The organism is Raskinella chloraquaticus (SeqCode) (genome assembly GCF_021731865.1).
Lineage (GTDB): Bacteria > Pseudomonadota > Alphaproteobacteria > Rhizobiales > UBA4765 > Raskinella > Raskinella chloraquaticus.
This window is the reverse complement of sequence record NZ_JAKFWN010000016.1, coordinates 95,501-114,808: the sequence shown is the minus strand read 5'-3', so window position 1 is coordinate 114,808 and position 19,308 is coordinate 95,501. Positions and strand designations below refer to the sequence as shown.

Below are 19,308 nucleotides of genomic sequence, written 5' to 3'. Positions count from 1 at the left end.
TAGCGCCGGGTGAGGGGTGGCTGCAAACCCAGTCTCACAGTTCCAGATCGCCCTGATCGGTCTTGTTCTCGCCGCGAATATTCTCGCGCTTGGCCTTCCTGAAGACGCTTGCATCAACCCAGGGCAGGCGCGGGCGGTCGCCATCGAACAGATCGGCGATGGTGAGGATCTGGATGCGCGGAAAATCGCCGTGCATGCCGGTTTTATAAAGACCGGCAGCGGCGGCTTCCTTTTTCATCTCGCGCGTTGGTTCAGCAAGGCTCAGCATAATGCCGACTTTGGCCTTGTCGCGCTCGATTGTGGCGATGAGATCGCGGATCATGGTGACGCCGACATTCTTGCCGCCCTTGATCGAGACCACCGCCTTCTCGGTCGTCTTGCCGTCGGGCTTGAAATAGATGTAGCCGTCAACCCCGCCATCGGCCCCCTTGCGCCCGCCCTTGTAAGGCTGCGCCTCGACGACCGACAACGCCCAGAGCTGGAACTGATGCTTGTCGGCCTCCGCCAGGGCTTCGGCTGCACCTAAATCCTTAGGTACGCCAACGATGTCGAACTGCGCGGTTGGAAAGGCATCGATCAGGCGGCGCTTGACGAGGCCGATCGCCAGATGGGTGACGTCAATGCCGATCCAGCGCCGCTCCATTTTCTGCGCCGCATGCACCGTCGTGCCGCAACCGCAGAACGGGTCGAGGACCACATCGCCCGGATTGGATGAGGCAGCGATGATGCGCTCAAGCAAAGCAAGGGGTTTTTGGGTGGGATAGCCGAGGCGTTCTTGGGCTTGGGAGGAAATCGGAGCAATATCTGTGACCATATCCTGAATGCGGACACCACGATCCGCTTCAAGATAACGCTTGAACTGCGGCACTCTGCCTTTGGGAGGCCAATAGATCAGGCCAAGTTCGTTCAAGCGATCCAGTTTACTTTGGACAGAGAGCTGATCAAATGTCCCGTTGAGACCTAGCCTGGCAATAATGGCCGTTGGAACTGCCCAGTGGCGCCCGGCATCTGTTGGATCGATATCACGCCAAGGTTTGCCTGAATCGCCCGTTCTTGTGCCAGCACCCGTTAAATCGCCGATTCGGAAACGCCCTTTTTCATCTTCAAATCGATAAAAGCGATCAAGATAAGAATCATCATACGTTTGAAAGACATCATTCCAGATAAAATGCTCTGATTTTGAATAGGCGAGAATAGTGTCATGCACCGGCCCCCAGCGCTTGGCCGAATTGTGGCTTGATGTTCGTCGCCAGATGATCTCGCTTGAAAAGTGCACCGGCCCAAACACTGCATCCAGCAAAATCTTGAGATAATGGCTGGCGGTCGGATCGCAGTGCAAATAAAGCGACCCCGTGGGCTTCAGCACCCGGTGCAGCTCGATGAGGCGCACCGCCATCATGGCAAGATAGGCCATCATGGCGTTTTCCTTCAGGAAACCGCGCATGGCGCGCAGCATTTCAGCCGCATCCGTATTGCCCGAAATCATCACCTCATCAAACGCGCGCTCGGCCACCTCGCCCCATTCCCACGTATCGTCAAACGCCTCGATCTGGCTTTGCGATTGTTCGCCGCCCGGCGCCTTGAACAGCACATTATAGGAGGCGTTGGAGTTGAACGGCGGATCAAGATAGATGAGATCAACGCTCTCATCGGCGATATGCTCGCGCAGGATTGTCAGATTATCGCCATAAAACAGCGTGTTGTGGTCAGGCGTCTTGATCATGGGAATCCCCGCAGCGCGAGGGGTCACGATGCGGGGGGAGGCTGCTGCCCGTCAAGCTCCGGCGGCTCGCTGGTGAATTGACCACCCCCCGTTCCCTCTCCCCTTGCGGGAGAGGGTGGCGCAAAGCGCCGGGTGAGGGGCGGCTTCCAGCCATAATCTTCAGTTACCCCTCATCCGCCTCGCTGTCGCGCGGCATCTTCTCCCGCAAGGGGAGAAGGGGTAGAAGTACCCCATGACCTGAGATTCAAAAAGGAACGCGGACCATGAAATTGCCCCTGACTCTTGCCATCGTCGCCATACTCGGTCTTTCGGGTCTGGCGAGCGCCCAGCACAGCGGCCACCAGACGGCTCCTGCCGCAAACCCGCATGCCGGCCATGGGGCGGCGGCGCCCGACAATTCACCCGCAAGCAAAGCCTTCCGCCAAGCCAACGACAAGATGCATGCCGAGATGAACGTGCCATTGACTGGCAATGCGGATGTCGATTTTGCACGCGGCATGATCCCCCACCATCAAGGCGCCATCGACATGGCGAAAATCGTCCTCACCTATGGCAAGGACCCTGAGCTGCGCAAACTGGCAGAAGCCGTGATTGCGGCACAGGACAGCGAGATTGCCTTTATGAAGGCCTGGCTTGCCAAGAACGGAAAGTGAGCGGCAGGCGGGTTCAGGCCGCGCGCGGTACGATATGCTGCAATTGCGGACCGATCTTTCGCCGCTGCTCCATCAGATCGTAATCAGCCTGAAGACCAAGAAAAAAACCGTCTGACAAACCGAAATAGCGGGCAAGCCTCAGATCGGTATCAGCGCTAACGGCACGCTTGCCAAGCACGATCTCATTGATGCGCCGGGGCGGCACGCCAAGCGCGCGTGCCAGCGCATTCTGGCTGAGACCCATAGGCTTCAGGAACTCCTCTGCCAGAATTTCTCCGGGCGTTGGATTAGTCAGGCGGTCAGTCGTGGTAGTCGACGATGGCAACTTCATTCGCACCTCCCTCGCTCCACACAAAAAAGATACGCCACTGATCATTGACGCGGACCGAATGCTGGCCTTTGCGTTTGCCTTTGAGTGCCTCCAGACGATTACCCGGAGGAACCCCGAGGTCGTTCAAAACGCGTGCCTGATTTATCATACGCAACTTGCGCAAGGCGACGATCTGGATATCCGGCGGCAGCTTGCGGCTGATCTGCCCGGACCAGACTCGCTCTGTCTCAGGATCACCGAAGGAGCGGATCATGATTACAAATAACGCATAACGTCATATGTAGTCAAGAGCCGGGATGGAAAGCTCACGCCGCGTTCTTCTTCGGCGTGACGGCCTCCATGTAATCCTCCATCAGCGTTTTGGTCATGTTGCCGACGGTGAATTTATAGGGGCCAATTTCGGCAACCGGCGTCACCTCGGCTGCTGTGCCGGTGATGAAGCATTCGACGAAGCCTTCCATTTCATCAGGCATGATGCGCCGCTCGATCACCTCAAAGCCGCGCGCCCGCGCCAGATCAATCACTGTTTTGCGGGTGATGCCATCAAGGAAGCAATCGGCGGTCGGCGTATGAATGGCGCCATCCTTGGTGAAGAAGACATTGGCGCCGGTGCACTCGGCCACCCGCCCCTGCCAGTCGAGCATCAGCGCATCGGCATAGCCTTTACGCTCCGCCTCATGCTTGGAAATGGTGCAGATCATGTAAAGCCCGGCGGCCTTCGACGTGCACGGCGCGGTCGCGGGATCGGGCCGGCGATAGCGCGCCATGTCAAGGCGGATGCCCTTCAGGCGCTCAGCCGGGTTGAAATAGCTCGGCCATTCCCATACCGCGATCGCCAGATGGATCTTGTTGGCCTGCGCCGACACGCCCATCATCTCCGATCCGCGCCAGGCGAGCGGGCGGATATAGGCGTCCTTCAGGCCGCTTCTGGCCAGAACCATTTGCTTGGCGGCATCGATCTCGGCGACCGAATACGGTATGTCGAAATCAAGCAGCCGGGCCGACTGCTTCAGCCGCTCGGAATGCGCGGTTGATTTGAAGATATCACCGCCATAAGCGCGCTCGCCCTCAAACACGGCTGATGCATAATGCATGGCATGCGTGAGAACATGAACCTTGGCTTCGCGCCAGTCGACCATGTGCCCGTCAAACCAGATCACGCCGTCGCGATCGTCGAATGCTGGTCCAGCCATCTTTGTCTCCCCTCTTCCATCCAGCGCCCATAGGGCAGGACTTTTTGCATCCCTTGGTCCACACAGCTACAAATGCACCACACATTGTCGGCGCGGCAAGTGCCCGACGATTCGATTGCGTGCAACGAGCACTTGGCGCAACAAAGCTGCGCCAAGCCGCTGTAAGGTGTAACAAACGACATGAAATATGTCAATAATACTGACATAAATTCCACGCAACCTCACCTGCCGGTCCCCGATACCGATGATCGGCAGCGTGACATGCTGCGCCTGATCGAACTCGTTTTCTTTGCCTATCGCGACTTCGTTGCTGCGCCCGACGTGATCCTTGAACGGCTCAAATTCGGCCGCGCCCATCACCGCGTTCTGCACTTCGTCAACCGCAATCCCGGCCTGCCGGTGGCTGATCTTCTGAAGGTGTTGCGCATAACCAAGCAAAGCCTGGCGCGCGTCCTCAAGGATTTGGTCAAGGCCGGTTTTATCGAGCAGATACCCGGATTGAAAGATCGCCGCCAGCGCCTGTTGCACACGACACGCAAAGGCCGTGAACTCGCTGTAAAACTGGCCGACCTTCAGGCCGATCATCTGGGCCGCGCGCTGGAGGCGGCCGGCACTCATCACCGCCCGGCGATCGAGGCCTTTCTGCTCTCGATGGTGGACGCAAACGAAAGCGCGATGGTGAAACGCTTCATCGGCGAGCCATCATCGCCACAACCGGGAGGCACGATGAGCGTGCACGTCAGATGAACGAAATCGCCATGGCCGGGCTGACCGAACCGCCCGGTGAACCGCAGCTTCATCTCCTGGTTGTTGATGACGACCGGCGCATCCGCAGCCTGCTCGGGCGCTTTCTCACCGGCCATGGCTTTCGTGTGTCAAGCGCAGCCTCAGCGGGGGAAGCGCGCAAGAAGCTGGCTGGCCTCGTCTTTGATCTGCTGATCCTTGACGTGATGATGCCAGGCGAAACCGGTTTCGACTTTTTGCGCACGTTGCGCGAAAATGACACCGTGCCCGTGCTGATGCTGACTGCGCGCGCTGAATCGCCCGAGCGTATCGAGGGGCTCGAACTTGGCGCCGACGATTACCTCTCGAAGCCTTTCGAACCACGCGAATTATTATTGCGCATCAACAACATCCTGAAGCGAACCGCGCCACCTTCGGTGCCCGACAAGGCGCCCGTCATCCGCTTCGGGCCTTTCCTGTTTTTCGTCGAACGCGGCGATTTGTTCCGCGGCGACGAGCCGATCCGCCTCACCGAGCGCGAACGCGTGCTGATGGGTATGCTGGCCGAGGAGCCGGGCGTCACCGTTTCGCGCTTCGATCTGGCCGGCAGCGAGGGCGCAACCTCGGAACGCGCGGTCGACGTGCAGATCAATCGCCTGCGCCGCAAGATCGAACGCGACCCTGCAAACCCGACCTATCTGCAAACGGTGCGTGGCATTGGCTACCGGCTGGTCACCACATGAGCGATAGCAGGGCATCACCACTGCCGTCTGACAAGCGCATGCTGGCAAGGCTTGGCGATGGCATGACCAGCTTGCGCAACGGATTTTCGGCCTATGTGAAAGTGTTCAGACTGATCGCCGCCGAGGCGATCGCACGCGTCGCATCCGCCCTCCCCTTTCACGGCGCCGATCGCCTCTCTTCGCTGTGGCGAGTGTGGCGGCAATGGCTCTATCGCGTCACGCCGAAGGGCCTCTATGGCCGCTCCTTGCTGATCATCATCCTGCCGATGGTCATCTTGCAGTGTGTGGTAACGATTGCCTTCATGGATCGCCATTGGCAGGCCGTCACCCGGCGCCTGTCGTCAATGGTGACCTCGAATATCGCTGCCATCATCGAGCTTTATGAAGCACAGCCCGCGCCGGCGGCCTTTGATATCGTGCGCACCATTGCGCGTGATCGCCTGGAACTGCAGGTTGATATTCTGCCGCCAAGCTCATTGCCGGTCACCACCGACCGCCCTTTCTTCCTGACGCTTGACTGGGCCTTGTCGCGCGAGTTGCGCCGGCAGATCGGACGCGAATTCTGGATCGACACGGTCGGGCGATCCAACCTCATCGAGATCCGCATCAATCTAGAGGAAAATCGCGGCGTTATACGGTTCTTTGTCGACCGCAACCGCGCCTACGCCTCCAACAGCCACATCTTCATCCTGTGGATGGTGGGGACGTCATTTGTCCTCATCGCCGCCGCCATCCTGTTCCTGCGCAACCAGATCCGCCCCATCCAGCGCCTTGCCTACGCGGCGGAGGAATTCGGCAAGGGCCGCGAGGTGGCTGATTTCACCCCGCGCGGCGCGCGTGAAGTAAGACGGGCAGCGATTGCTTTCCTGCTGATGAAACGGCGCATCGAGCGCCAGATCGAACAACGCACCACCATGCTGAACGGAGTCAGTCACGATCTTCGCACCATGCTCACACGCTTCAAACTGCAGCTTGCCGTCATGAAGCAGTCGCCCGAAATCGAAGAGTTGCAGCGCGACACCGATGACATGCAGCGTATGCTGGAAACCTATCTTGCCTTTGCCCGCTGCGATGCTGACGAGAGTAGCGAGACCGTCGACATCGCGAGCCTCCTTGGCCAGCTAGTGGCCGAAATCGGAAAGGACAATATCGCGACGCATCTTGAATTCAGCGGCGATCCGCAGATCACGGTTCGTCCTCACGCTTTCAAACGCTGCCTGCTGAACCTGCTGGTGAATGCCGCGCATTACGCGACGATCATCAACGTCATTGCTCGTCATGAAGATGGCAAGCTCACGATCATCATCGACGATAACGGCCCTGGTATTCCCCCTGATCTGCGTGATGACGTCTTCCGCCCTTTCTTCCGCATCGATGAATCACGCAATCAGGATACGGGCGGCACCGGCCTTGGCCTGGCCATCGCCCGCGAGGTCGCCACCAGTCATGGTGGCAACATCATTCTGGATCAAAGCCCGCTCGGCGGCCTCAGGGCACAGGTGGAAATCCCGGCCTGAGCCTCCCTGTCAGACAGGCGGGCGCCGGCGCACGAAAACGTGGTAAGTGAAGGAAAAAACCGCCTCGTCGCGTTGATTGAAGCCCTCACCGATGCCCGATACCAGCCCCCATTCAGGCTTGCTGGCAAGGGGGCGTTTTTTACCCGTGAGCGCCGTGTAGGAAATCGTATCGCCGGCGAGCACCGGCTTCAGCCATTTGAGATCATGAAAACCCGGCGACGGACCCATGGCATCAGCCGGCGTCTTGCCAGCGGCGATCTGAGCCCTGGTATGCTCGACCCACATTTTCATCCATACTGATGCCGTCTGCCAGCCCGAGGCCGCCAGCCCGCCGAAGAGGGAGCTGCGGCCACCCTCCTCGCTCAGGTGAAACGGCTGCGGATCAAACTGCCGGGCAAAAGCAATGATTGTTTCCGCCGTGAAGCTGAAACTACCAAGACTGACGCGCTCCCCGATCTTGACGTCTTCGAAATAATGCATCACCCGACCTCGCCTTGCGGCCGGCGCCTGATCATCATGAAATTATCCATCGTCAGCACACACGCGCCACGCTGATTGATCAGTTCAAAATGGAGACCAACAAGTCCTATGTGCGGGCGTGATTGCGAGATACGCCCATCGCGCACCACGGTCTCAAGCCTGAGGATATCGCCGGGGCGCACCGGCTGCAGGAATTTCACCTCCTGAATGCCCGGCGCACCAAGCGCGGCCGACCCCAGCAGAAACCCGTCGCACATCAGCCGGGTCATCAGACAGCAACTATGCCATCCCGACGCCACCAGACCGCCAAACATCGATTGCCCGGCAGCTTGCGGATCAACATGCATCGGTTGCGCGTCATACTCTTCAGCGAACGCGATAATATCAGCGGCGCTGACGCCGACCGAGCCGAAAACCTGCCTTGTCCCGACAACGAAATCCTCGAAGTAGAGCAAGGCATCCTCCTCAATTGGCGAAGCGGAAATGCAGGACGTCGCCATCGGCTACCACATACTCCTTGCCTTCAAGCCTCAGCTTGCCGGCGTCTCTCGCACCCGCTTCGCCTGCATAGGCGACGTAATCGGCAAAGGCGATGGTTTCGGAACGGATGAACCCCTTCTCGAAATCGCTGTGAATGACGCCCGCGGCCTGCGGCGCGCGTGTGTTGCGGGTGATCGTCCAGGCCCGCGCCTCCTTCGGCCCGACCGTGAAATAGGTCACAAGATCGAGAAGCTGATAGCCGGCGCGGATAATGCGGTTGAGCCCTGGCTCGGAAAGCTCGATCGCCTCAAGATAATCCTTTTGTTCGACGGCCGGCAGCACAGCGATTTCACTTTCGATCTTGGCTGATACCACGACCGCCACCGCGCCTTCCTGCCGGGCACGCTCCATCACTTTGGTGGAATAGCCATTGCCCGCCCCAGCGGATGCTTCCTCGACGTTGCACACATAAAGAACCGGCTTGGCGGTCAGCAATTGCAGCATGCCAAAGCGTTTGGCTTCGTCCGCCGACACATCGGTCAGGCGGGCCGGCTTGCCCTCGCGCAGCAGCACCAGCGCGCGCTGGACCAGTTCAAGCGTTTCTTTCGCCTCCTTGTCGGCGCCGCGCGCCTTTTTCTCCAGCGCCGCGACGCGTCGCTCAAGGCTGTCGAGATCAGCCAGCATCAGCTCGGTCTCGATCGTCTCGATATCAGCAATCGGATCAATGCGTCCTTCAACATGGGTCACGTCGCCATCCTCGAAACAGCGCACCACATGGGCGATCGCATCGACTTCGCGGATGTTGCCGAGGAACTGGTTGCCAAGCCCTTCACCGGTGGCCGCACCCCGCACCAGGCCGGCGATGTCGACAAAGGTGAGGCGCGTCGGGATGATTTGCGCCGATCCGCCGATCCTGGCCAGTTGATCGAGCCTTTCATCGGGGACCGCAACATCGCCCACATTGGGCTCAATGGTGCAGAAAGGATAATTGGCCGCCTGCGCTGCCGCCGTCTGCGTCAGCGCGTTGAAAAGGGTGGACTTGCCGACATTCGGCAGGCCGACGATACCGCATTTGAAGCCCATAATGATCCCGCTCATTGTACCAGCAGTTGGAAAACTGCTGAAAATCGTGACGTCGCCGCACTCCGCCTGCCTCAGCCGGGCGGGGCACCGACGACCAGCCCGCGCGCTGCCATAGCGCGATTGATCTCGCTCTGGAAACCCCGGTCGTCATATCTGGCCAGCCGCCCTGCCTCAGCCCCCACCAGATCGCATAACCCTGCGACGAAGGCTCGTTCGTCCTTGGCAAAATGACTGAGCACATAGGCATGCACCAGCGCCTTGTCGCCGGGATGACCGATCCCCAGCCGCACGCGTCGGTAGTCATTGCCGCAATGCGCGCTGATCGAGCGCAGCCCGTTATGGCCGGCATTGCCGCCGCCGCTCTTCACGCGCACCTCGCCCGCCTTCAGGTCCAGCTCATCATGAATGACGACAATATCGCCGAGCGCCATCTTGTGAAAACGCATTGCCTCGCCGACCGCCCGACCGCTTTCGTTCATGAACGTCTCGGGCTTGAGGAGGGTCACTCGCTCGCCTTCAAGCTTGCCTTCGCTGGCAAGACCCTGAAAGCGATGGCGCCACGGGGAGAACCCGTGGCGCGCATGGATCGCATCGACCGCCATGAAGCCGATATTGTGACGATGCCCGGCATAAGCCTCGCCGGGATTGCCCAGACCGACCACAGCCAGCATCGCCGGCAACGCCCGAGGCGCTAGGACCTGCTGTCAGCGTCAGCGGCCGGGGCCGCTGCGTCAGCTGCAAGCGGCGCTGCCACCACCGTTTCAACCTTGGTCGGCGGAGCGATGGAGGCAATGGTGAAATTGCTCTTGTTCACGGCCACAACATCCTTCGGCAAAGTGATGTCGTTGATGTGCACTGTATCGCCAATCGCCTTGCCGGACAGATCGATATCGATCGACTGCGGAATGCTGTCGGGCGGGCACAGAACTTCGACGCCATGCAGCACGATATTGATCACGCCACCCGCCTTGAGGCCCGGCGACTGATCCTGGTTGATGAAGTGCACCGGCACTTCAACCCGGATGCGCGAGCCTTCCGTGATACGCAGAAAATCGACGTGGAGGGGCGTATCCTTGAGGATATCGAGCTGATAATCGCGCGGAATGACACGAACCTTTTTGCCGTCGATGTCGAGCATCAGCAATGTCGACAGAAAATGACCCGCAAAGATCCGCTTGCTGATGTCAGTCTGGCTAAGGGAGATGACAGTGGGGGCTTCCTTGCCCCCATAAACGACGGCCGGAACCCGGCCTTCACGACGAACGGCACGCGCGGCCCCCTTGCCTGCCCGCGAGCGTTGCATCGCCTTGACTTCAATAACGCCAGCCATTTGGCTCTCCTGTGTGGCAATAAAAGAAAACGGCCGCATCCCGCGGCCCGGGGCTCGCCTTCCTCCAGGGGTGTGGCTGCGAGCGGCTGAGCTTTTAATCCAAACTGACCGGCCTGTCCATGTTGCAGCCGCAACCGGTCAGTCAAACAGGCTCGACACCGACGTCTCGGTGGCGATGCGGCTGATCGATTCGCCGATCAGGCTGGCGATCGGTAACACCCGGATATTACCCGACACCCGCACAGCTTCCGTCGGCATGATCGAATCGGTGATGACCAGCGCCTTGAGTTTCGACGAGGTGATGCGCGCCACCGCGCCGCCTGAGAGAACGCCGTGGGTGATATAGGCCACCACCGAGCGCGCGCCCTGCGCCAGAAGCGCATCGGCGGCGTTGCACAGCGTGCCGCCGGAATCGATGATGTCATCCACCAGCAGGCAATCGCGTCCATCGACGCTGCCGATGATGTTCATCACTTCCGATTCGCCCGGCCGCTCGCGGCGCTTGTCGACGATCGCCAGGGGAGCATCAATGCGCTTGGCGATGTTGCGCGCCCGCACCACGCCGCCGACATCAGGCGACACAACAGTGATGTTGGACAGCTCATAATGCTCCCTGATGTCGCGCACCATGACGGGCGCTGCGATCAGATTGTCGGTCGGAATATCGAAGAATCCCTGGATCTGCCCGGCATGGAGATCAAGCGTCAGCACCCGGTCAGCCCCTGCCCGGTCGATGAGGTTGGCAACAAGCTTGGCGGAAATCGGCGTGCGCGGACCGGCTTTCCGGTCCTGGCGGGCATAGCCGAAATAGGGAATGACCGCCGTGATGCGGCGCGCCGAGGCGCGCTTCAGCGCATCGATGAGTATCAGCAATTCCATGAGATGGTCATTGGCGGGAAACGACGTCGATTGCAGGATGAAGACGTCTTCGCCACGAACGTTTTCATGGATCTCGACGAAGATTTCCATGTCCGCGAATCGTCGAACGCTGCAATTGGTCAGGGGTTGACGCATATACCGCGCGATCGCGTCAGCCAGCGAACCGTTGGAATTGCCCGCAACGAGCTTCATATCTGCCTCAACCCCGTAAACTATCACCAAAAGACCAAGCCCGGCAGCCTATTAGCAATGGCAACCGGCAGACGCAATTGACCGTTCAGATAATAATCAGGGGCGCGGCGGCGCCAGAGCAACCACGCCGGAGAGCATGCCGTCGATGGCCTTGTTCACGGCCGGCTGGGCTTCGACACCCGAAACCCCGAGGCTTGCCAGCTGGCGCACTTCACCCAGTTCCTGTCCTTGCCCGTTAGCAACGCGCCACACCATGGCCGCCAGGCGCGTTCCAGCCGATCCCGGATTGACGGTTGCCTCCGCCGACAACCTGACATCACTCGGCGCACCAGGCGCGACAATCGTGTAGCCGGCCTCGCCCAGCGCTTTTTCGGCAGCCGACTTCAATCGCAGGGCAGCCGTACTCTCGATACCGCCGACATCGCCAACGCTGATCGAGCGCAGCCGCGCCTGCCGCGCGGGCGCATTGCTCCCCGTCGAGACCGCAGGTTCAGGTGCAGGCACCTTGAGCGATCCGGCCGGTGTCGCCGCAAGGGCCGGGCCAGCCGCTACCGTCGTCGGATGACCGCCGGCGAGAAAGCGGGCAATATCCACCGCACTTGCCTCGGCAATATCCCGGGCGCCGCTGCCTTGAACCAGCGTCCAGCCATCAGCGACCGCCGCCGGCAGCCGGGTTTCACCCATCAGCCGCTGGAGACGATTGCCTGCACGATCAAACACATCCCAGACATAATTGATCGCCGTCGTGCCGCCCTCAGCCTGTTGGGCAAGATAGCCGCGCAAAACATAAGCGGCACGCGGGTCACCCGCCTGCACAATGGCAAATTGCTTTACCGCTCCAGCACTGACAAGGGCTGAAATGACTTCATCGCCCGCCTGCTTGGGAACACCGACAAACCCCTCAAAGGCAAGCGTTGCGGCCGCTGGGGTCTCAGGCGCCGGCACGGCGCTGCTTTGCAACGTTGTCTGACAGGCAGCCACTGCCACCGACACGCCGATGGCGCTCAGGGCGCGTATCGCGCGAGAGTGAAAAGCCGCCCATCCGCAGTCCATATCGACGCTCCGCCAGCGATCTCTTGCCGGATCGCTCGCACCAGACTTAACCGGCTTTGCGCGTGGCGTCGAGGAGCCTGTGTATTTTTGCTCGAAAATGTTGATTTATATGAATAACATTTGACAATACAATCAGAACGCTGATATCAGATAACAATCCAAAGTGACGTGGCTTGCAGTCAATGCTCAGCTATATTCTCTATCTCTCACGGCGTCGCGCTTCGACAAGCAACGATGATATTGCGCACATGCTCGTCGGCGCCCAGTCTTTCAATGACCGCCACGCGTTGACCGGGCTTCTGGTCTGCGGTCGTCATTGGTTCCTCCAGCATCTGGAGGGGCACGAAAACAATATTGAGAAGGCGTATCAGCGTATCCTCAACAGTAAGCTTCATGACAGCCTGTCCATACTTGGCAGCGGCCTGTTGCTCGGGCGGGAATTCGCGACCTGGTCAATGGCCGGGCTTGGCAGTTCGAAGCTTGATACGGCCATGGCGGAAATCGGCCTTGAGCCATCCGGAAATACCGTCATGTCCACTGATCGCACCAAATGGTGAATGTGCTTGCTGCGTCACGCCGCATCCTTGAGACTGCGGCCGGGATCGATACGAGTGCGCCTGTGATTTTTATCGACTGATGAGCCTGGTCAGATGGCGATCATGACTGAACCAACACGATGCCGTGGATATGGCGGCCATAATCGCTCTCGCCGCGGTGCGTCATGCGGCGATAACTGAAGAAGCGCTCCTCATCGCCATAGGTGCACAAACCCACATCGTCGAGCGCAGCGATGCCGGCTGCGCGCAGGCGATGGGCGATCACGCCCGGCAGATCGAAGAGGAAAAAACCATCCCGCGGGGACGGTGAAAAAAAATGACCATAGGCGGCGTTCTTGTCGATAAAGGCAGCCCGCACTTCGGGGCCGACCTCGTAGTTTTTCTGCGATATCGTCGGCCCGATGCTGGCGCGGATATCCTCGCGGCGCGCCCCCAGAGCGATCATCGCCGCAATTGTTGCTTCTATCACCCCGCCCAGCGCCCCGCGCCAGCCCGCATGCGCCGCCCCGATCACCCCCGCGCTGGCAAACAGAACCGGCGAACAGTCAGCCGACGACACGGCAAGGGCGAGGTTCGCGACCTGTGTCACCATCGCATCGGCGCGTTGCGCCTCGCCATGGGTGAAGGGCGTCTGGACCACGACACAATGAGCCGAGTGGACCTGATAGAGCGCGACCAAACGATCGGCCGCAACACCCAGCGAACCGGCAACATATGCCCTGTTCTGCAGTACGCGCACGCGCTCATCGTGCGAGCCGAGACCGCAATTGAGGCCAGCGTAAATCCCCTGCGACACGCCACCCTGGCGGGTAAAGAAGGCATGGCGAACGCCAGGCCAGGCGCTGAGCAAAGGAGATGTGATCATCAGCCGTCTCCCGATCCTGCAAAAGGCGGCAATGCGACAGCGCCTGCGCTGATACCCATCACCTTGAAGAGGTCCCCCATTTGCGCCGGCGCTATCAGCCGGTCAAGTTGAGAGAAAATCTCCTGAGCCATCGCCGCAGGTTTGCCTGCCGCCAGACGTGCGGCACGCTCGGTGATGCCGAGGGCTGACAGAAACGTTCCCTGCGTCACCGGCCCGCCAATGGACGCCCCAGCCCGCCGCGCGGTTGCGCCAAGGGCGTCGAAATCCACATGCACCGTCAAATCGGCCAGGCCAGGTTCAGCCAGAGGATCGACGAAGCGATGGGCGCTCACCGCCTGCAACGTGTCGCCAAAGCCGCTGCGCAGCGAGCCATAATCGATAAAAAGCGCCACTCCCGGCCCGGTCAATGTCCGCGCAGCTACCTTTTCGATCAGCCGGTGCGCCGCCTGCGAATGCTCGATGATCATGCCATCCTGCATATCCAGATGACCAACATCGAGCGGCAAGACGGAAACCGGAACAGGTGCCTGCCCCATCGCCAGTTGCCCCTCGCGATCAACACCTACCAGCCGCTCATACCACTGCCCCGCACGCCGCTGCCATTGGCGGACAGGCAGGCAATCAAGAAATTCATTGGCAAGCAGGACGAACGGGCCAGCCGACACATCATCGAACGCCTCATGCCAGCGCGGGTTGACGGGAAGGTTCGCGAGTGATTGCTGCTGACGCTCCCGCAGGAGAGGGCTGATCTCGACAATATCGATCACGATAGCATCGATGCCGCCAGCGACCTTGGCTATCGCGCGCACCGCATCGGCCATCATTGTGCCTCGCCCCGCCCCCAGTTCAACCAGACGCGGAGCCCCTGCAAACGCCATCTCCCGCCAGCATGCAAGCGCCCATAATCCAAGCATCTCGCCAAACATCTGCGATATGTCGGGCGCCGTGATGAAATCACCCCGCCGCCCGAACGGGTCGCGACGGGGATAATAGCCGTGCTGCGGATGAGTGAGGCAGGCGGACATGTACTCGCTGATCGTCATCGGCCCGTCAGCGCGGATGTGCTCGATCAGAAGATCGCGCAAGGCCCATTCCTCGCCGCTCGGCAGGCTCACGGGCGAGCCTGCCGCCGTGCCGCCCAGATGACGATGATGACGCCACACAGGATCATCGGCAGCGACAGGACTTGCCCCATGGTGAGGCCGCCCGCCAGATAGCCAAGCTGGGCGTCGGGCTCACGATAGAATTCAACGATGCTGCGCGCCACCCCGTAGCCGGCAAGAAACACTCCCGCGATAACGCCTGGCCATCGCAAAGCCCGGACACGAAAGACCAGCACCATGAGCACAATGAACAGGACAAGCCCCTCAAGCCCTGCCTCATAAAGCTGGCTGGGGTGACGCGGCAGAAAGCCACCGCGCGGAAACAGAATCGCCCAGGGCACATCGCTGACCCGCCCGTATAATTCGCCATTGATGAAATTGGCGATCCTCCCAAAGAAGAGGCCGACGGGTGCCACAGCGGTCACAACATCCATCAGGGTAAGAAAAGGCAAAGCCTGTCGGCGTGCGAAAAGATAGGTCGCAACCATAAGTCCGGCCGCGCCGCCATGAAACGACATACCGCCCCGCCATGGCTGGATGATCTCCAGCGGATTTTCAAGGTAGTAATCGAGATTGTAGAAGAGCACGAAACCAAGCCGCCCGCCGCACACAATGCCGATTGCCGCCCACAGCAGAAAATCATCAAGCTGGGCCAATTTCGGCGGGCCGGAGGCTGCAAAAAGATCGTTGCGGGCAATCAGCCTTTGGGCGAGCCACCAGCCAAGCAGAAGTCCTGCGAGATAGGCAAGCGCATACCAGCGGACGGGGAACGGCCCCAATTCGATGAGGACGGGATCAATGGCAGGAAACGGCAAAGCCAGAAGCGGCGGCATGGCGATCTCGATTCTCAAAATGCTGGATTCGTATCGGACGCTTGAAATGACATGGCTGAGTCACCATTGTCACGCCTGCAAGATCGACCACAGCCCGGTGATTGAGAACAGGTCACTGCCCCTCCTACCCTGACATCCCGTCCCTGACCCGAGTGGAGACAACCATGACGCAGACCAGCAATCGACTGCTTGATGAGCTGGCGCGGCTCATGACCGACGCTGTAGGCGCCACACAAGGCGTGCGCCGCGAGGTCGAGGCGATGATGCGCAGCCGGGCAGAGCGCCTGATCGAGCAGATGGACCTCGTGCACCGCGAGGATTTCGAGGCGATGCGTCAATTGGCTCAGACGACGCGTGAGGATTTGGACACGCTCACCACGCGCCTGGCGAAGATCGAGGCGCAGCTTGCCGCCTTGAGCGTTGCCGATGCGACACACAGCCGGGGATAAGCGTCGGCAATTGCAAAAAAACATTAACCATTCTCTTCCGCCCTGCTCTTAAACTAGCCGAAGACGCGATTCGACGTCACGGAATCGAGAGCCTTGGCACATCCACCGCTCGAGACACCGGCAGGCCCCCGGGCAGGATGTTTTCTGCCCCGCCTGATCGTCGCGTTCACCACGCCCTGCCAAAAGAGGCTTTGTTCCCAGTCGCTACCCTCACCACACGACGCTGCATGGCGCCGTGCCCTCCCCTCATCGCGCGAGACCAGACCATGACCCTGCTTGATCTGCCCTCCGATATCGCTGCCAATCCAGTCGACACCATCGAGCATCTTGCCGAGAGCAATGATTGGATTTTCGACCGTTCCAGCGACGATGAGATCACGATTTCGGTCGACGGCCATCATTGCGATTACCATGTCTCTTTCACGTGGATGGAAGAGATCGACGGGCTTCATGTCGCCTGTGCCTTCGATTTCAAGGTGGCCGACCGCCAGCGCAGCGAAATCCTTGAGCTTCTGGCTGCCATCAATGAGCAGTTGTGGATTGGCCATCTCGATATCTGGGCAAAGCAGAGCGTCATCATGTTCCGCCAGACCCTGATGCTCCCCGAGGGCGGCGATATCAGCCGCAGCCAGGTCGAACTGATGCTGCGTACCGCCATCGACACCTGCCAGCGCTATTACCCGGCCTTCCAGTTTGTCGTCTGGGCTGGCAAGAGCGCGAAGGAGGCGCTGGACGCCGTCCTGCTTGAGACAATGGGAGAAGCATAGGCATAAATACGCATAAACATATGAGCCGCAGTTTCTTCATGCTTACATAAGTGTTGATGCATACTCTCTCATCACCAATTGTCTTACCGACGATTGATCTGATGGAAGAGATTGTAATGTCTGACGATATTTCTTTTGATTCTGAAGGGCTTAACATTATCGTTGCTGATGATTCGTCAGCTGTGCGCATGGCCTTTGCGCGCGCCTGTGGGCACAGCCCCGTACCGCTGAGCGTGACTGAAGCCCATGACGGCATGGATTTCGCCGAGAAATTTCGCAATTCACAATTCGATCTCGCCTTCATCGACGTCATCATGCCGGGAATGAGCGGCATCGACGCGTTGGCGCAGGCCCGCTCCGCCGGCGTGAAGACCTTTTCCGTTCTGATGTCGACCAACGTCACCGACGAAGTCATGCAACTGGCGAAGAAACTGCGTGCCTATGATTTCCTGCGCAAACCCTTCACGCCCATCGATCTTGCCAACATCATCAACAATTACCTGCGCCTGCGCCAAGGTATCGGCGCGCTGATCGTCGACGACAGTTCGACCGTTCGCCGCGTCGTTGGCAAAGTCCTCGAAAGCAGCCATTTCGGTTTTCGCATCAGCGACGCGGCTGACGGCGAGACGGCGCTCAGGATGAACGCTGACAGCGCACCCGAGATCGTCTTTCTTGACATCAACATGCCGGGACTTGACGGCATCGCCACGCTGAAGCGCCTGAAGGAAAACGCCACACCCCCCCGCGTCGTTCTCATGTCATCCGAGCAGAGCGGCGATAAGCTGAACGAGGCTTTTGAAGCCGGCGCGGACGCCTTTCTCAAGAAGCCTTTTTATCCTGCCGACGTCGACGGCGTCCTGCACCGCCTTCTCGGGCTCAACCCGCCCTACCTGACGAAAGCCGCCTGAGCAGCGAGCTCTACGGCCATTTCACCACGGGTGGCATCGAGGAGAGGATCGAGGCGACATTACCGCCGGTCTTCAGGCCGAAAATCGTGCCGCGATCATAAAGCAGGTTGAATTCGACATAGCGCCCGCGACGGATCAGTTGTTCCTCACGCTCCGCCTCGCTCCACGGCGTGGCGATATTGGCAGCAACGATCCGCGGATAGACATCAAGAAACGCCTGACCGACGCTTTTGGTGAAGGCAAAGTCAGCCGCCCAGTCGCCGCTGTCGAGATAATCGTAAAAGATGCCGCCGATTCCACGCGGCTCGTTGCGATGGCGCAAATGAAAATACTCGTCGCACCACGCCTTGTAGCGCGGGTAATCGCCAGGCCCCGGATGCGCCTCGCAGGGCACCTTCATGGCGGCATGGAAGGCAAGCGTATCAGGATCATCCTGCTGGCGGCGGCGATCGAGCATTGGCGTCAGATCAGCACCGCCACCAAACCAGCGTTTCGTCGTCACCACCATGCGTGTGTTCATATGAACCGTCGGCACATGCGGGCTCAGCGGATGGATGATGAGCGACAGGCCTGAGGCCCAGAAGCGGGGATCGTCAGCAGCACCGGGAATTTCCTTGCGAAATTCAGGCGCAAACTCGCCAAATACCGTCGATACATGCACGCCTCCCTTCTCGATGACGCGCCCCTTCAGCATCGCCATCTCGCCGCCACCACCGGCTTGACCCCTGTGATCGGTGCGCGTCCAGGGAGTGCGCAGGAAACGCCCCGGCTGGCCGGTATAGAGATCGGGCGGCGCACCCTCCTCGATCACTTCAAGGGCCTTACAGATGCGCTCGCGCAAGGCGCTGAACCACGCCATTGCCTGCTGCTGGCGCAGCGCCAGTTCGTCATTCGAAGGGGATGTCATCGTCACGTCTCGTCGTCCTCCACCGGTTGAGGAAAGCGGCCTGTCTGGCGCATCGCCTCTCCCAATACCATCGCACCCGCCATCGCCACATTGAGCGAGCGCAAACCTGAGCGCATCGGTATCGCGACACTCGCATCGCATATCTGCGCCACCTCGTCCGGCACGCCGGCGCTCTCGCGCCCCAGCATCAGGATATCGCGATCACTGAACGAAAATCGTTCGTAGGTGGTCGCGCCGGTCGTTTCCACCAGAACCAGCCGCCGACCCTCTCGGCGCACCATGTCGCGAAACGCTATGAAATGGATATGTCGCCTGATCACAACCTGATCAAGATAATCGAGGCCAGCGCGCCGGAAGGCGTGATCGCTTGCCGGGAACCCTGCCGGTTCGATGATATGGGCGCTCACCCCGAGACAGGCGCACAGACGCAGCAATGTTCCGGTATTCTGAGCAATGTCCGGCTGATAAAGCGCAAGTTCAGGTCGTTGCACCGCGTCCATCTCGCTTGACCGCCCTTCCCCACGTCACGATAGTGCCAC

General features: G+C 59.9%; 25 protein-coding genes. 9 read left to right on the top strand and 16 right to left on the bottom strand.

From position 1 onward, the window contains the following. Positions 1 to 34 precede the first annotated feature (34 nt). Positions 35 to 1,723 carry a DNA methyltransferase gene (locus ACINK1_RS06225; protein WP_376801474.1) on the bottom strand — a complete coding sequence of 563 codons (1,689 nt, stop codon included), beginning with the start codon at positions 1,721 to 1,723 and terminating at the stop codon, positions 35 to 37. Positions 1,724 to 1,986: 263 nt separating this feature from the next. Between ACINK1_RS06225 and ACINK1_RS06220 the strand changes: the two genes are divergently transcribed. After that, on the top strand, positions 1,987 to 2,376 hold the full coding sequence (locus ACINK1_RS06220; protein ID WP_376803716.1) for a DUF305 domain-containing protein: 390 nt from the start codon (positions 1,987 to 1,989) through the stop codon (positions 2,374 to 2,376). Between the two features lie 13 nt (positions 2,377 to 2,389). On the opposite strand, the gene ACINK1_RS06215 is transcribed toward ACINK1_RS06220, so the two are convergent. From ACINK1_RS06215 to ACINK1_RS06205, 3 genes are read right to left on the bottom strand one after another with little or no spacing between them, the layout of a single operon-like run. After that, positions 2,390 to 2,707 carry a HigA family addiction module antitoxin gene (locus ACINK1_RS06215; RefSeq protein WP_376801475.1) on the bottom strand — a complete coding sequence of 106 codons (318 nt, stop codon included), beginning with the start codon at positions 2,705 to 2,707 and terminating at the stop codon, positions 2,390 to 2,392. Beyond that, on the bottom strand, positions 2,676 to 2,960 hold the full coding sequence (locus ACINK1_RS06210; RefSeq protein ID WP_376801476.1) for a type II toxin-antitoxin system RelE/ParE family toxin: 285 nt from the start codon (positions 2,958 to 2,960) through the stop codon (positions 2,676 to 2,678). Before ACINK1_RS06210 ends, ACINK1_RS06215 begins: the two co-directional genes overlap by 32 nt. Before the next feature lie 52 nt (positions 2,961 to 3,012). Next, entirely contained in the window at positions 3,013 to 3,900 is an 888-nt protein-coding gene (locus ACINK1_RS06205) for a branched-chain amino acid aminotransferase (protein WP_395760034.1), read from the bottom strand. A 180-nt stretch (positions 3,901 to 4,080) separates the two neighbouring features. On the opposite strand from ACINK1_RS06205, the gene ACINK1_RS06200 reads away from it, so the two are divergent. Genes ACINK1_RS06200 through ACINK1_RS06190 form a run of 3 tightly spaced genes read left to right on the top strand, consistent with a single transcriptional unit; the run spans position 4,081 to position 6,883 of the window. Further along, positions 4,081 to 4,647: a MarR family winged helix-turn-helix transcriptional regulator gene (locus ACINK1_RS06200; protein WP_376801478.1), complete on the top strand. Its 567-nt coding sequence runs from the start codon at positions 4,081 to 4,083 to the stop codon at positions 4,645 to 4,647. Next, positions 4,644 to 5,366 (top strand): response regulator, encoded by a 723-nt coding sequence (locus tag ACINK1_RS06195; RefSeq protein WP_376801479.1) that lies wholly within the window; start codon positions 4,644 to 4,646, stop codon positions 5,364 to 5,366. Before ACINK1_RS06200 ends, ACINK1_RS06195 begins: the two co-directional genes overlap by 4 nt. Continuing rightward, the gene (locus tag ACINK1_RS06190; protein WP_395760033.1) at positions 5,363 to 6,883 is read left to right on the top strand and encodes an ATP-binding protein; all 1,521 of its coding nucleotides are present in this window, start codon (positions 5,363 to 5,365) and stop codon (positions 6,881 to 6,883) included. The genes ACINK1_RS06195 and ACINK1_RS06190 overlap by 4 nt, the downstream gene beginning before the upstream one ends. A 9-nt stretch (positions 6,884 to 6,892) precedes the next feature. Here the strand turns inward: ACINK1_RS06190 and ACINK1_RS06185 are convergent, their stop codons facing one another. The 6 genes from ACINK1_RS06185 to ACINK1_RS06160 all read right to left on the bottom strand — a co-directional run bounded on the left by ACINK1_RS06185 (position 6,893) and on the right by ACINK1_RS06160 (position 11,282). Then, positions 6,893 to 7,363, bottom strand: a complete 471-nt coding sequence (locus ACINK1_RS06185) for a MaoC family dehydratase (RefSeq protein ID WP_376801481.1) — start codon at positions 7,361 to 7,363, stop codon at positions 6,893 to 6,895. Then, complete coding sequence (locus tag ACINK1_RS06180) at positions 7,363 to 7,863, bottom strand: MaoC family dehydratase (RefSeq protein ID WP_376801482.1); 501 nt, start codon at positions 7,861 to 7,863, stop codon at positions 7,363 to 7,365. Before ACINK1_RS06180 ends, ACINK1_RS06185 begins: the two co-directional genes overlap by 1 nt. Further along, positions 7,829 to 8,926: a redox-regulated ATPase YchF gene (gene ychF / locus ACINK1_RS06175; protein WP_376801530.1), complete on the bottom strand. Its 1,098-nt coding sequence runs from the start codon at positions 8,924 to 8,926 to the stop codon at positions 7,829 to 7,831. The genes ACINK1_RS06180 and ychF overlap by 35 nt, the downstream gene beginning before the upstream one ends. A gap of 71 nt (positions 8,927 to 8,997) precedes the next feature. After that, positions 8,998 to 9,597, bottom strand: coding sequence for an aminoacyl-tRNA hydrolase (gene pth / locus ACINK1_RS06170; protein WP_376801483.1), 600 nt, complete (start codon positions 9,595 to 9,597; stop codon positions 8,998 to 9,000). Between the two features lie 20 nt (positions 9,598 to 9,617). Beyond that, on the bottom strand, positions 9,618 to 10,256 hold the full coding sequence (locus ACINK1_RS06165) for a 50S ribosomal protein L25/general stress protein Ctc (RefSeq protein ID WP_376801484.1): 639 nt from the start codon (positions 10,254 to 10,256) through the stop codon (positions 9,618 to 9,620). A gap of 138 nt (positions 10,257 to 10,394) precedes the next feature. After that, positions 10,395 to 11,282 carry a ribose-phosphate pyrophosphokinase gene (locus ACINK1_RS06160; RefSeq protein WP_376802969.1) on the bottom strand — a complete coding sequence of 296 codons (888 nt, stop codon included), beginning with the start codon at positions 11,280 to 11,282 and terminating at the stop codon, positions 10,395 to 10,397. Between ACINK1_RS06160 and ACINK1_RS06155 the strand changes: the two genes are divergently transcribed. Beyond that, entirely contained in the window at positions 11,202 to 11,408 is a 207-nt protein-coding gene (locus ACINK1_RS06155; protein ID WP_376801536.1) for a hypothetical protein, read from the top strand. The two genes, ACINK1_RS06160 and ACINK1_RS06155, sit on opposite strands and share 81 nt — an antisense overlap. 15 nt (positions 11,409 to 11,423) lie before the next feature. Here the strand turns inward: ACINK1_RS06155 and ACINK1_RS06150 are convergent, their stop codons facing one another. Next, on the bottom strand, positions 11,424 to 12,380 hold the full coding sequence (locus ACINK1_RS06150; protein ID WP_376801485.1) for a hypothetical protein: 957 nt from the start codon (positions 12,378 to 12,380) through the stop codon (positions 11,424 to 11,426). A 182-nt stretch (positions 12,381 to 12,562) separates the two neighbouring features. Here ACINK1_RS06150 and ACINK1_RS06145 point away from each other — a divergent pair, with 182 nt between their 5' ends. After that, positions 12,563 to 12,937, top strand: coding sequence for a BLUF domain-containing protein (locus ACINK1_RS06145; protein WP_395760032.1), 375 nt, complete (start codon positions 12,563 to 12,565; stop codon positions 12,935 to 12,937). Positions 12,938 to 13,037: 100 nt separating this feature from the next. Here ACINK1_RS06145 and pgeF read toward each other — a convergent pair whose 3' ends face one another. Genes pgeF through lgt form a run of 3 tightly spaced genes read right to left on the bottom strand, consistent with a single transcriptional unit; the run spans position 13,038 to position 15,750 of the window. Continuing rightward, positions 13,038 to 13,802, bottom strand: a complete 765-nt coding sequence (pgeF, locus tag ACINK1_RS06140) for a peptidoglycan editing factor PgeF (protein WP_376801487.1) — start codon at positions 13,800 to 13,802, stop codon at positions 13,038 to 13,040. Beyond that, positions 13,802 to 14,917: a class I SAM-dependent methyltransferase gene (locus tag ACINK1_RS06135; protein WP_376801488.1), complete on the bottom strand. Its 1,116-nt coding sequence runs from the start codon at positions 14,915 to 14,917 to the stop codon at positions 13,802 to 13,804. The genes pgeF and ACINK1_RS06135 overlap by 1 nt, the downstream gene beginning before the upstream one ends. Continuing rightward, positions 14,914 to 15,750, bottom strand: coding sequence for a prolipoprotein diacylglyceryl transferase (gene lgt / locus ACINK1_RS06130; RefSeq protein WP_376801532.1), 837 nt, complete (start codon positions 15,748 to 15,750; stop codon positions 14,914 to 14,916). The genes ACINK1_RS06135 and lgt overlap by 4 nt, the downstream gene beginning before the upstream one ends. 152 nt (positions 15,751 to 15,902) lie before the next feature. On the opposite strand from lgt, the gene ACINK1_RS06125 reads away from it, so the two are divergent. The 3 genes from ACINK1_RS06125 (at position 15,903) to ACINK1_RS06115 (ending at position 17,862) form a co-directional block, all read left to right on the top strand. Further along, positions 15,903 to 16,187: an accessory factor UbiK family protein gene (locus ACINK1_RS06125; protein WP_376801489.1), complete on the top strand. Its 285-nt coding sequence runs from the start codon at positions 15,903 to 15,905 to the stop codon at positions 16,185 to 16,187. A gap of 266 nt (positions 16,188 to 16,453) precedes the next feature. Further along, the gene (locus ACINK1_RS06120; RefSeq protein ID WP_376801533.1) at positions 16,454 to 16,954 is read left to right on the top strand and encodes a YbjN domain-containing protein; all 501 of its coding nucleotides are present in this window, start codon (positions 16,454 to 16,456) and stop codon (positions 16,952 to 16,954) included. Positions 16,955 to 17,070: 116 nt separating this feature from the next. Next, on the top strand, positions 17,071 to 17,862 hold the full coding sequence (locus tag ACINK1_RS06115; protein WP_376801490.1) for a response regulator: 792 nt from the start codon (positions 17,071 to 17,073) through the stop codon (positions 17,860 to 17,862). Positions 17,863 to 17,872: 10 nt separating this feature from the next. On the opposite strand, the gene hemF is transcribed toward ACINK1_RS06115, so the two are convergent. Both hemF and ACINK1_RS06105 read right to left on the bottom strand, forming a co-directional pair. Further along, positions 17,873 to 18,769 (bottom strand): oxygen-dependent coproporphyrinogen oxidase, encoded by an 897-nt coding sequence (gene hemF / locus ACINK1_RS06110; RefSeq protein ID WP_376801491.1) that lies wholly within the window; start codon positions 18,767 to 18,769, stop codon positions 17,873 to 17,875. Positions 18,770 to 18,771: 2 nt separating this feature from the next. Then, entirely contained in the window at positions 18,772 to 19,269 is a 498-nt protein-coding gene (locus tag ACINK1_RS06105; RefSeq protein WP_376801492.1) for a tRNA (cytidine(34)-2'-O)-methyltransferase, read from the bottom strand. Positions 19,270 to 19,308 lie beyond the last annotated feature (39 nt).

What these genes read in the sequence shown, in the direction of transcription:
- ACINK1_RS06225 (WP_376801474.1), bottom strand. Translation starts at nt 1,723, where the DNA reads ATGATCAAGACGCCTGACCACAACACGCTGTTTTATGGCGATAATCTG.
- ACINK1_RS06220 (WP_376803716.1), top strand. Translation starts at nt 1,987, where the DNA reads ATGAAATTGCCCCTGACTCTTGCCATCGTCGCCATACTCGGTCTTTCG.
- ACINK1_RS06215 (WP_376801475.1), bottom strand. Translation starts at nt 2,707, where the DNA reads ATGAAGTTGCCATCGTCGACTACCACGACTGACCGCCTGACTAATCCA.
- ACINK1_RS06210 (WP_376801476.1), bottom strand. Translation starts at nt 2,960, where the DNA reads ATGATCCGCTCCTTCGGTGATCCTGAGACAGAGCGAGTCTGGTCCGGG.
- ACINK1_RS06205 (WP_395760034.1), bottom strand. Translation starts at nt 3,900, where the DNA reads ATGGCTGGACCAGCATTCGACGATCGCGACGGCGTGATCTGGTTTGAC.
- ACINK1_RS06200 (WP_376801478.1), top strand. Translation starts at nt 4,081, where the DNA reads ATGAAATATGTCAATAATACTGACATAAATTCCACGCAACCTCACCTG.
- ACINK1_RS06195 (WP_376801479.1), top strand. Translation starts at nt 4,644, where the DNA reads ATGAACGAAATCGCCATGGCCGGGCTGACCGAACCGCCCGGTGAACCG.
- ACINK1_RS06190 (WP_395760033.1), top strand. Translation starts at nt 5,363, where the DNA reads ATGAGCGATAGCAGGGCATCACCACTGCCGTCTGACAAGCGCATGCTG.
- ACINK1_RS06185 (WP_376801481.1), bottom strand. Translation starts at nt 7,363, where the DNA reads ATGCATTATTTCGAAGACGTCAAGATCGGGGAGCGCGTCAGTCTTGGT.
- ACINK1_RS06180 (WP_376801482.1), bottom strand. Translation starts at nt 7,863, where the DNA reads ATGGCGACGTCCTGCATTTCCGCTTCGCCAATTGAGGAGGATGCCTTG.
- ychF (WP_376801530.1), bottom strand. Translation starts at nt 8,926, where the DNA reads ATGGGCTTCAAATGCGGTATCGTCGGCCTGCCGAATGTCGGCAAGTCC.
- pth (WP_376801483.1), bottom strand. Translation starts at nt 9,597, where the DNA reads ATGCTGGCTGTGGTCGGTCTGGGCAATCCCGGCGAGGCTTATGCCGGG.
- ACINK1_RS06165 (WP_376801484.1), bottom strand. Translation starts at nt 10,256, where the DNA reads ATGGCTGGCGTTATTGAAGTCAAGGCGATGCAACGCTCGCGGGCAGGC.
- ACINK1_RS06155 (WP_376801536.1), top strand. Translation starts at nt 11,202, where the DNA reads ATGGATCTCGACGAAGATTTCCATGTCCGCGAATCGTCGAACGCTGCA.
- ACINK1_RS06150 (WP_376801485.1), bottom strand. Translation starts at nt 12,380, where the DNA reads ATGGACTGCGGATGGGCGGCTTTTCACTCTCGCGCGATACGCGCCCTG.
- ACINK1_RS06145 (WP_395760032.1), top strand. Translation starts at nt 12,563, where the DNA reads ATGCTCAGCTATATTCTCTATCTCTCACGGCGTCGCGCTTCGACAAGC.
- pgeF (WP_376801487.1), bottom strand. Translation starts at nt 13,802, where the DNA reads ATGATCACATCTCCTTTGCTCAGCGCCTGGCCTGGCGTTCGCCATGCC.
- ACINK1_RS06125 (WP_376801489.1), top strand. Translation starts at nt 15,903, where the DNA reads ATGACGCAGACCAGCAATCGACTGCTTGATGAGCTGGCGCGGCTCATG.
- ACINK1_RS06120 (WP_376801533.1), top strand. Translation starts at nt 16,454, where the DNA reads ATGACCCTGCTTGATCTGCCCTCCGATATCGCTGCCAATCCAGTCGAC.
- ACINK1_RS06115 (WP_376801490.1), top strand. Translation starts at nt 17,071, where the DNA reads ATGTCTGACGATATTTCTTTTGATTCTGAAGGGCTTAACATTATCGTT.
- hemF (WP_376801491.1), bottom strand. Translation starts at nt 18,769, where the DNA reads ATGACATCCCCTTCGAATGACGAACTGGCGCTGCGCCAGCAGCAGGCA.
- ACINK1_RS06105 (WP_376801492.1), bottom strand. Translation starts at nt 19,269, where the DNA reads ATGGACGCGGTGCAACGACCTGAACTTGCGCTTTATCAGCCGGACATT.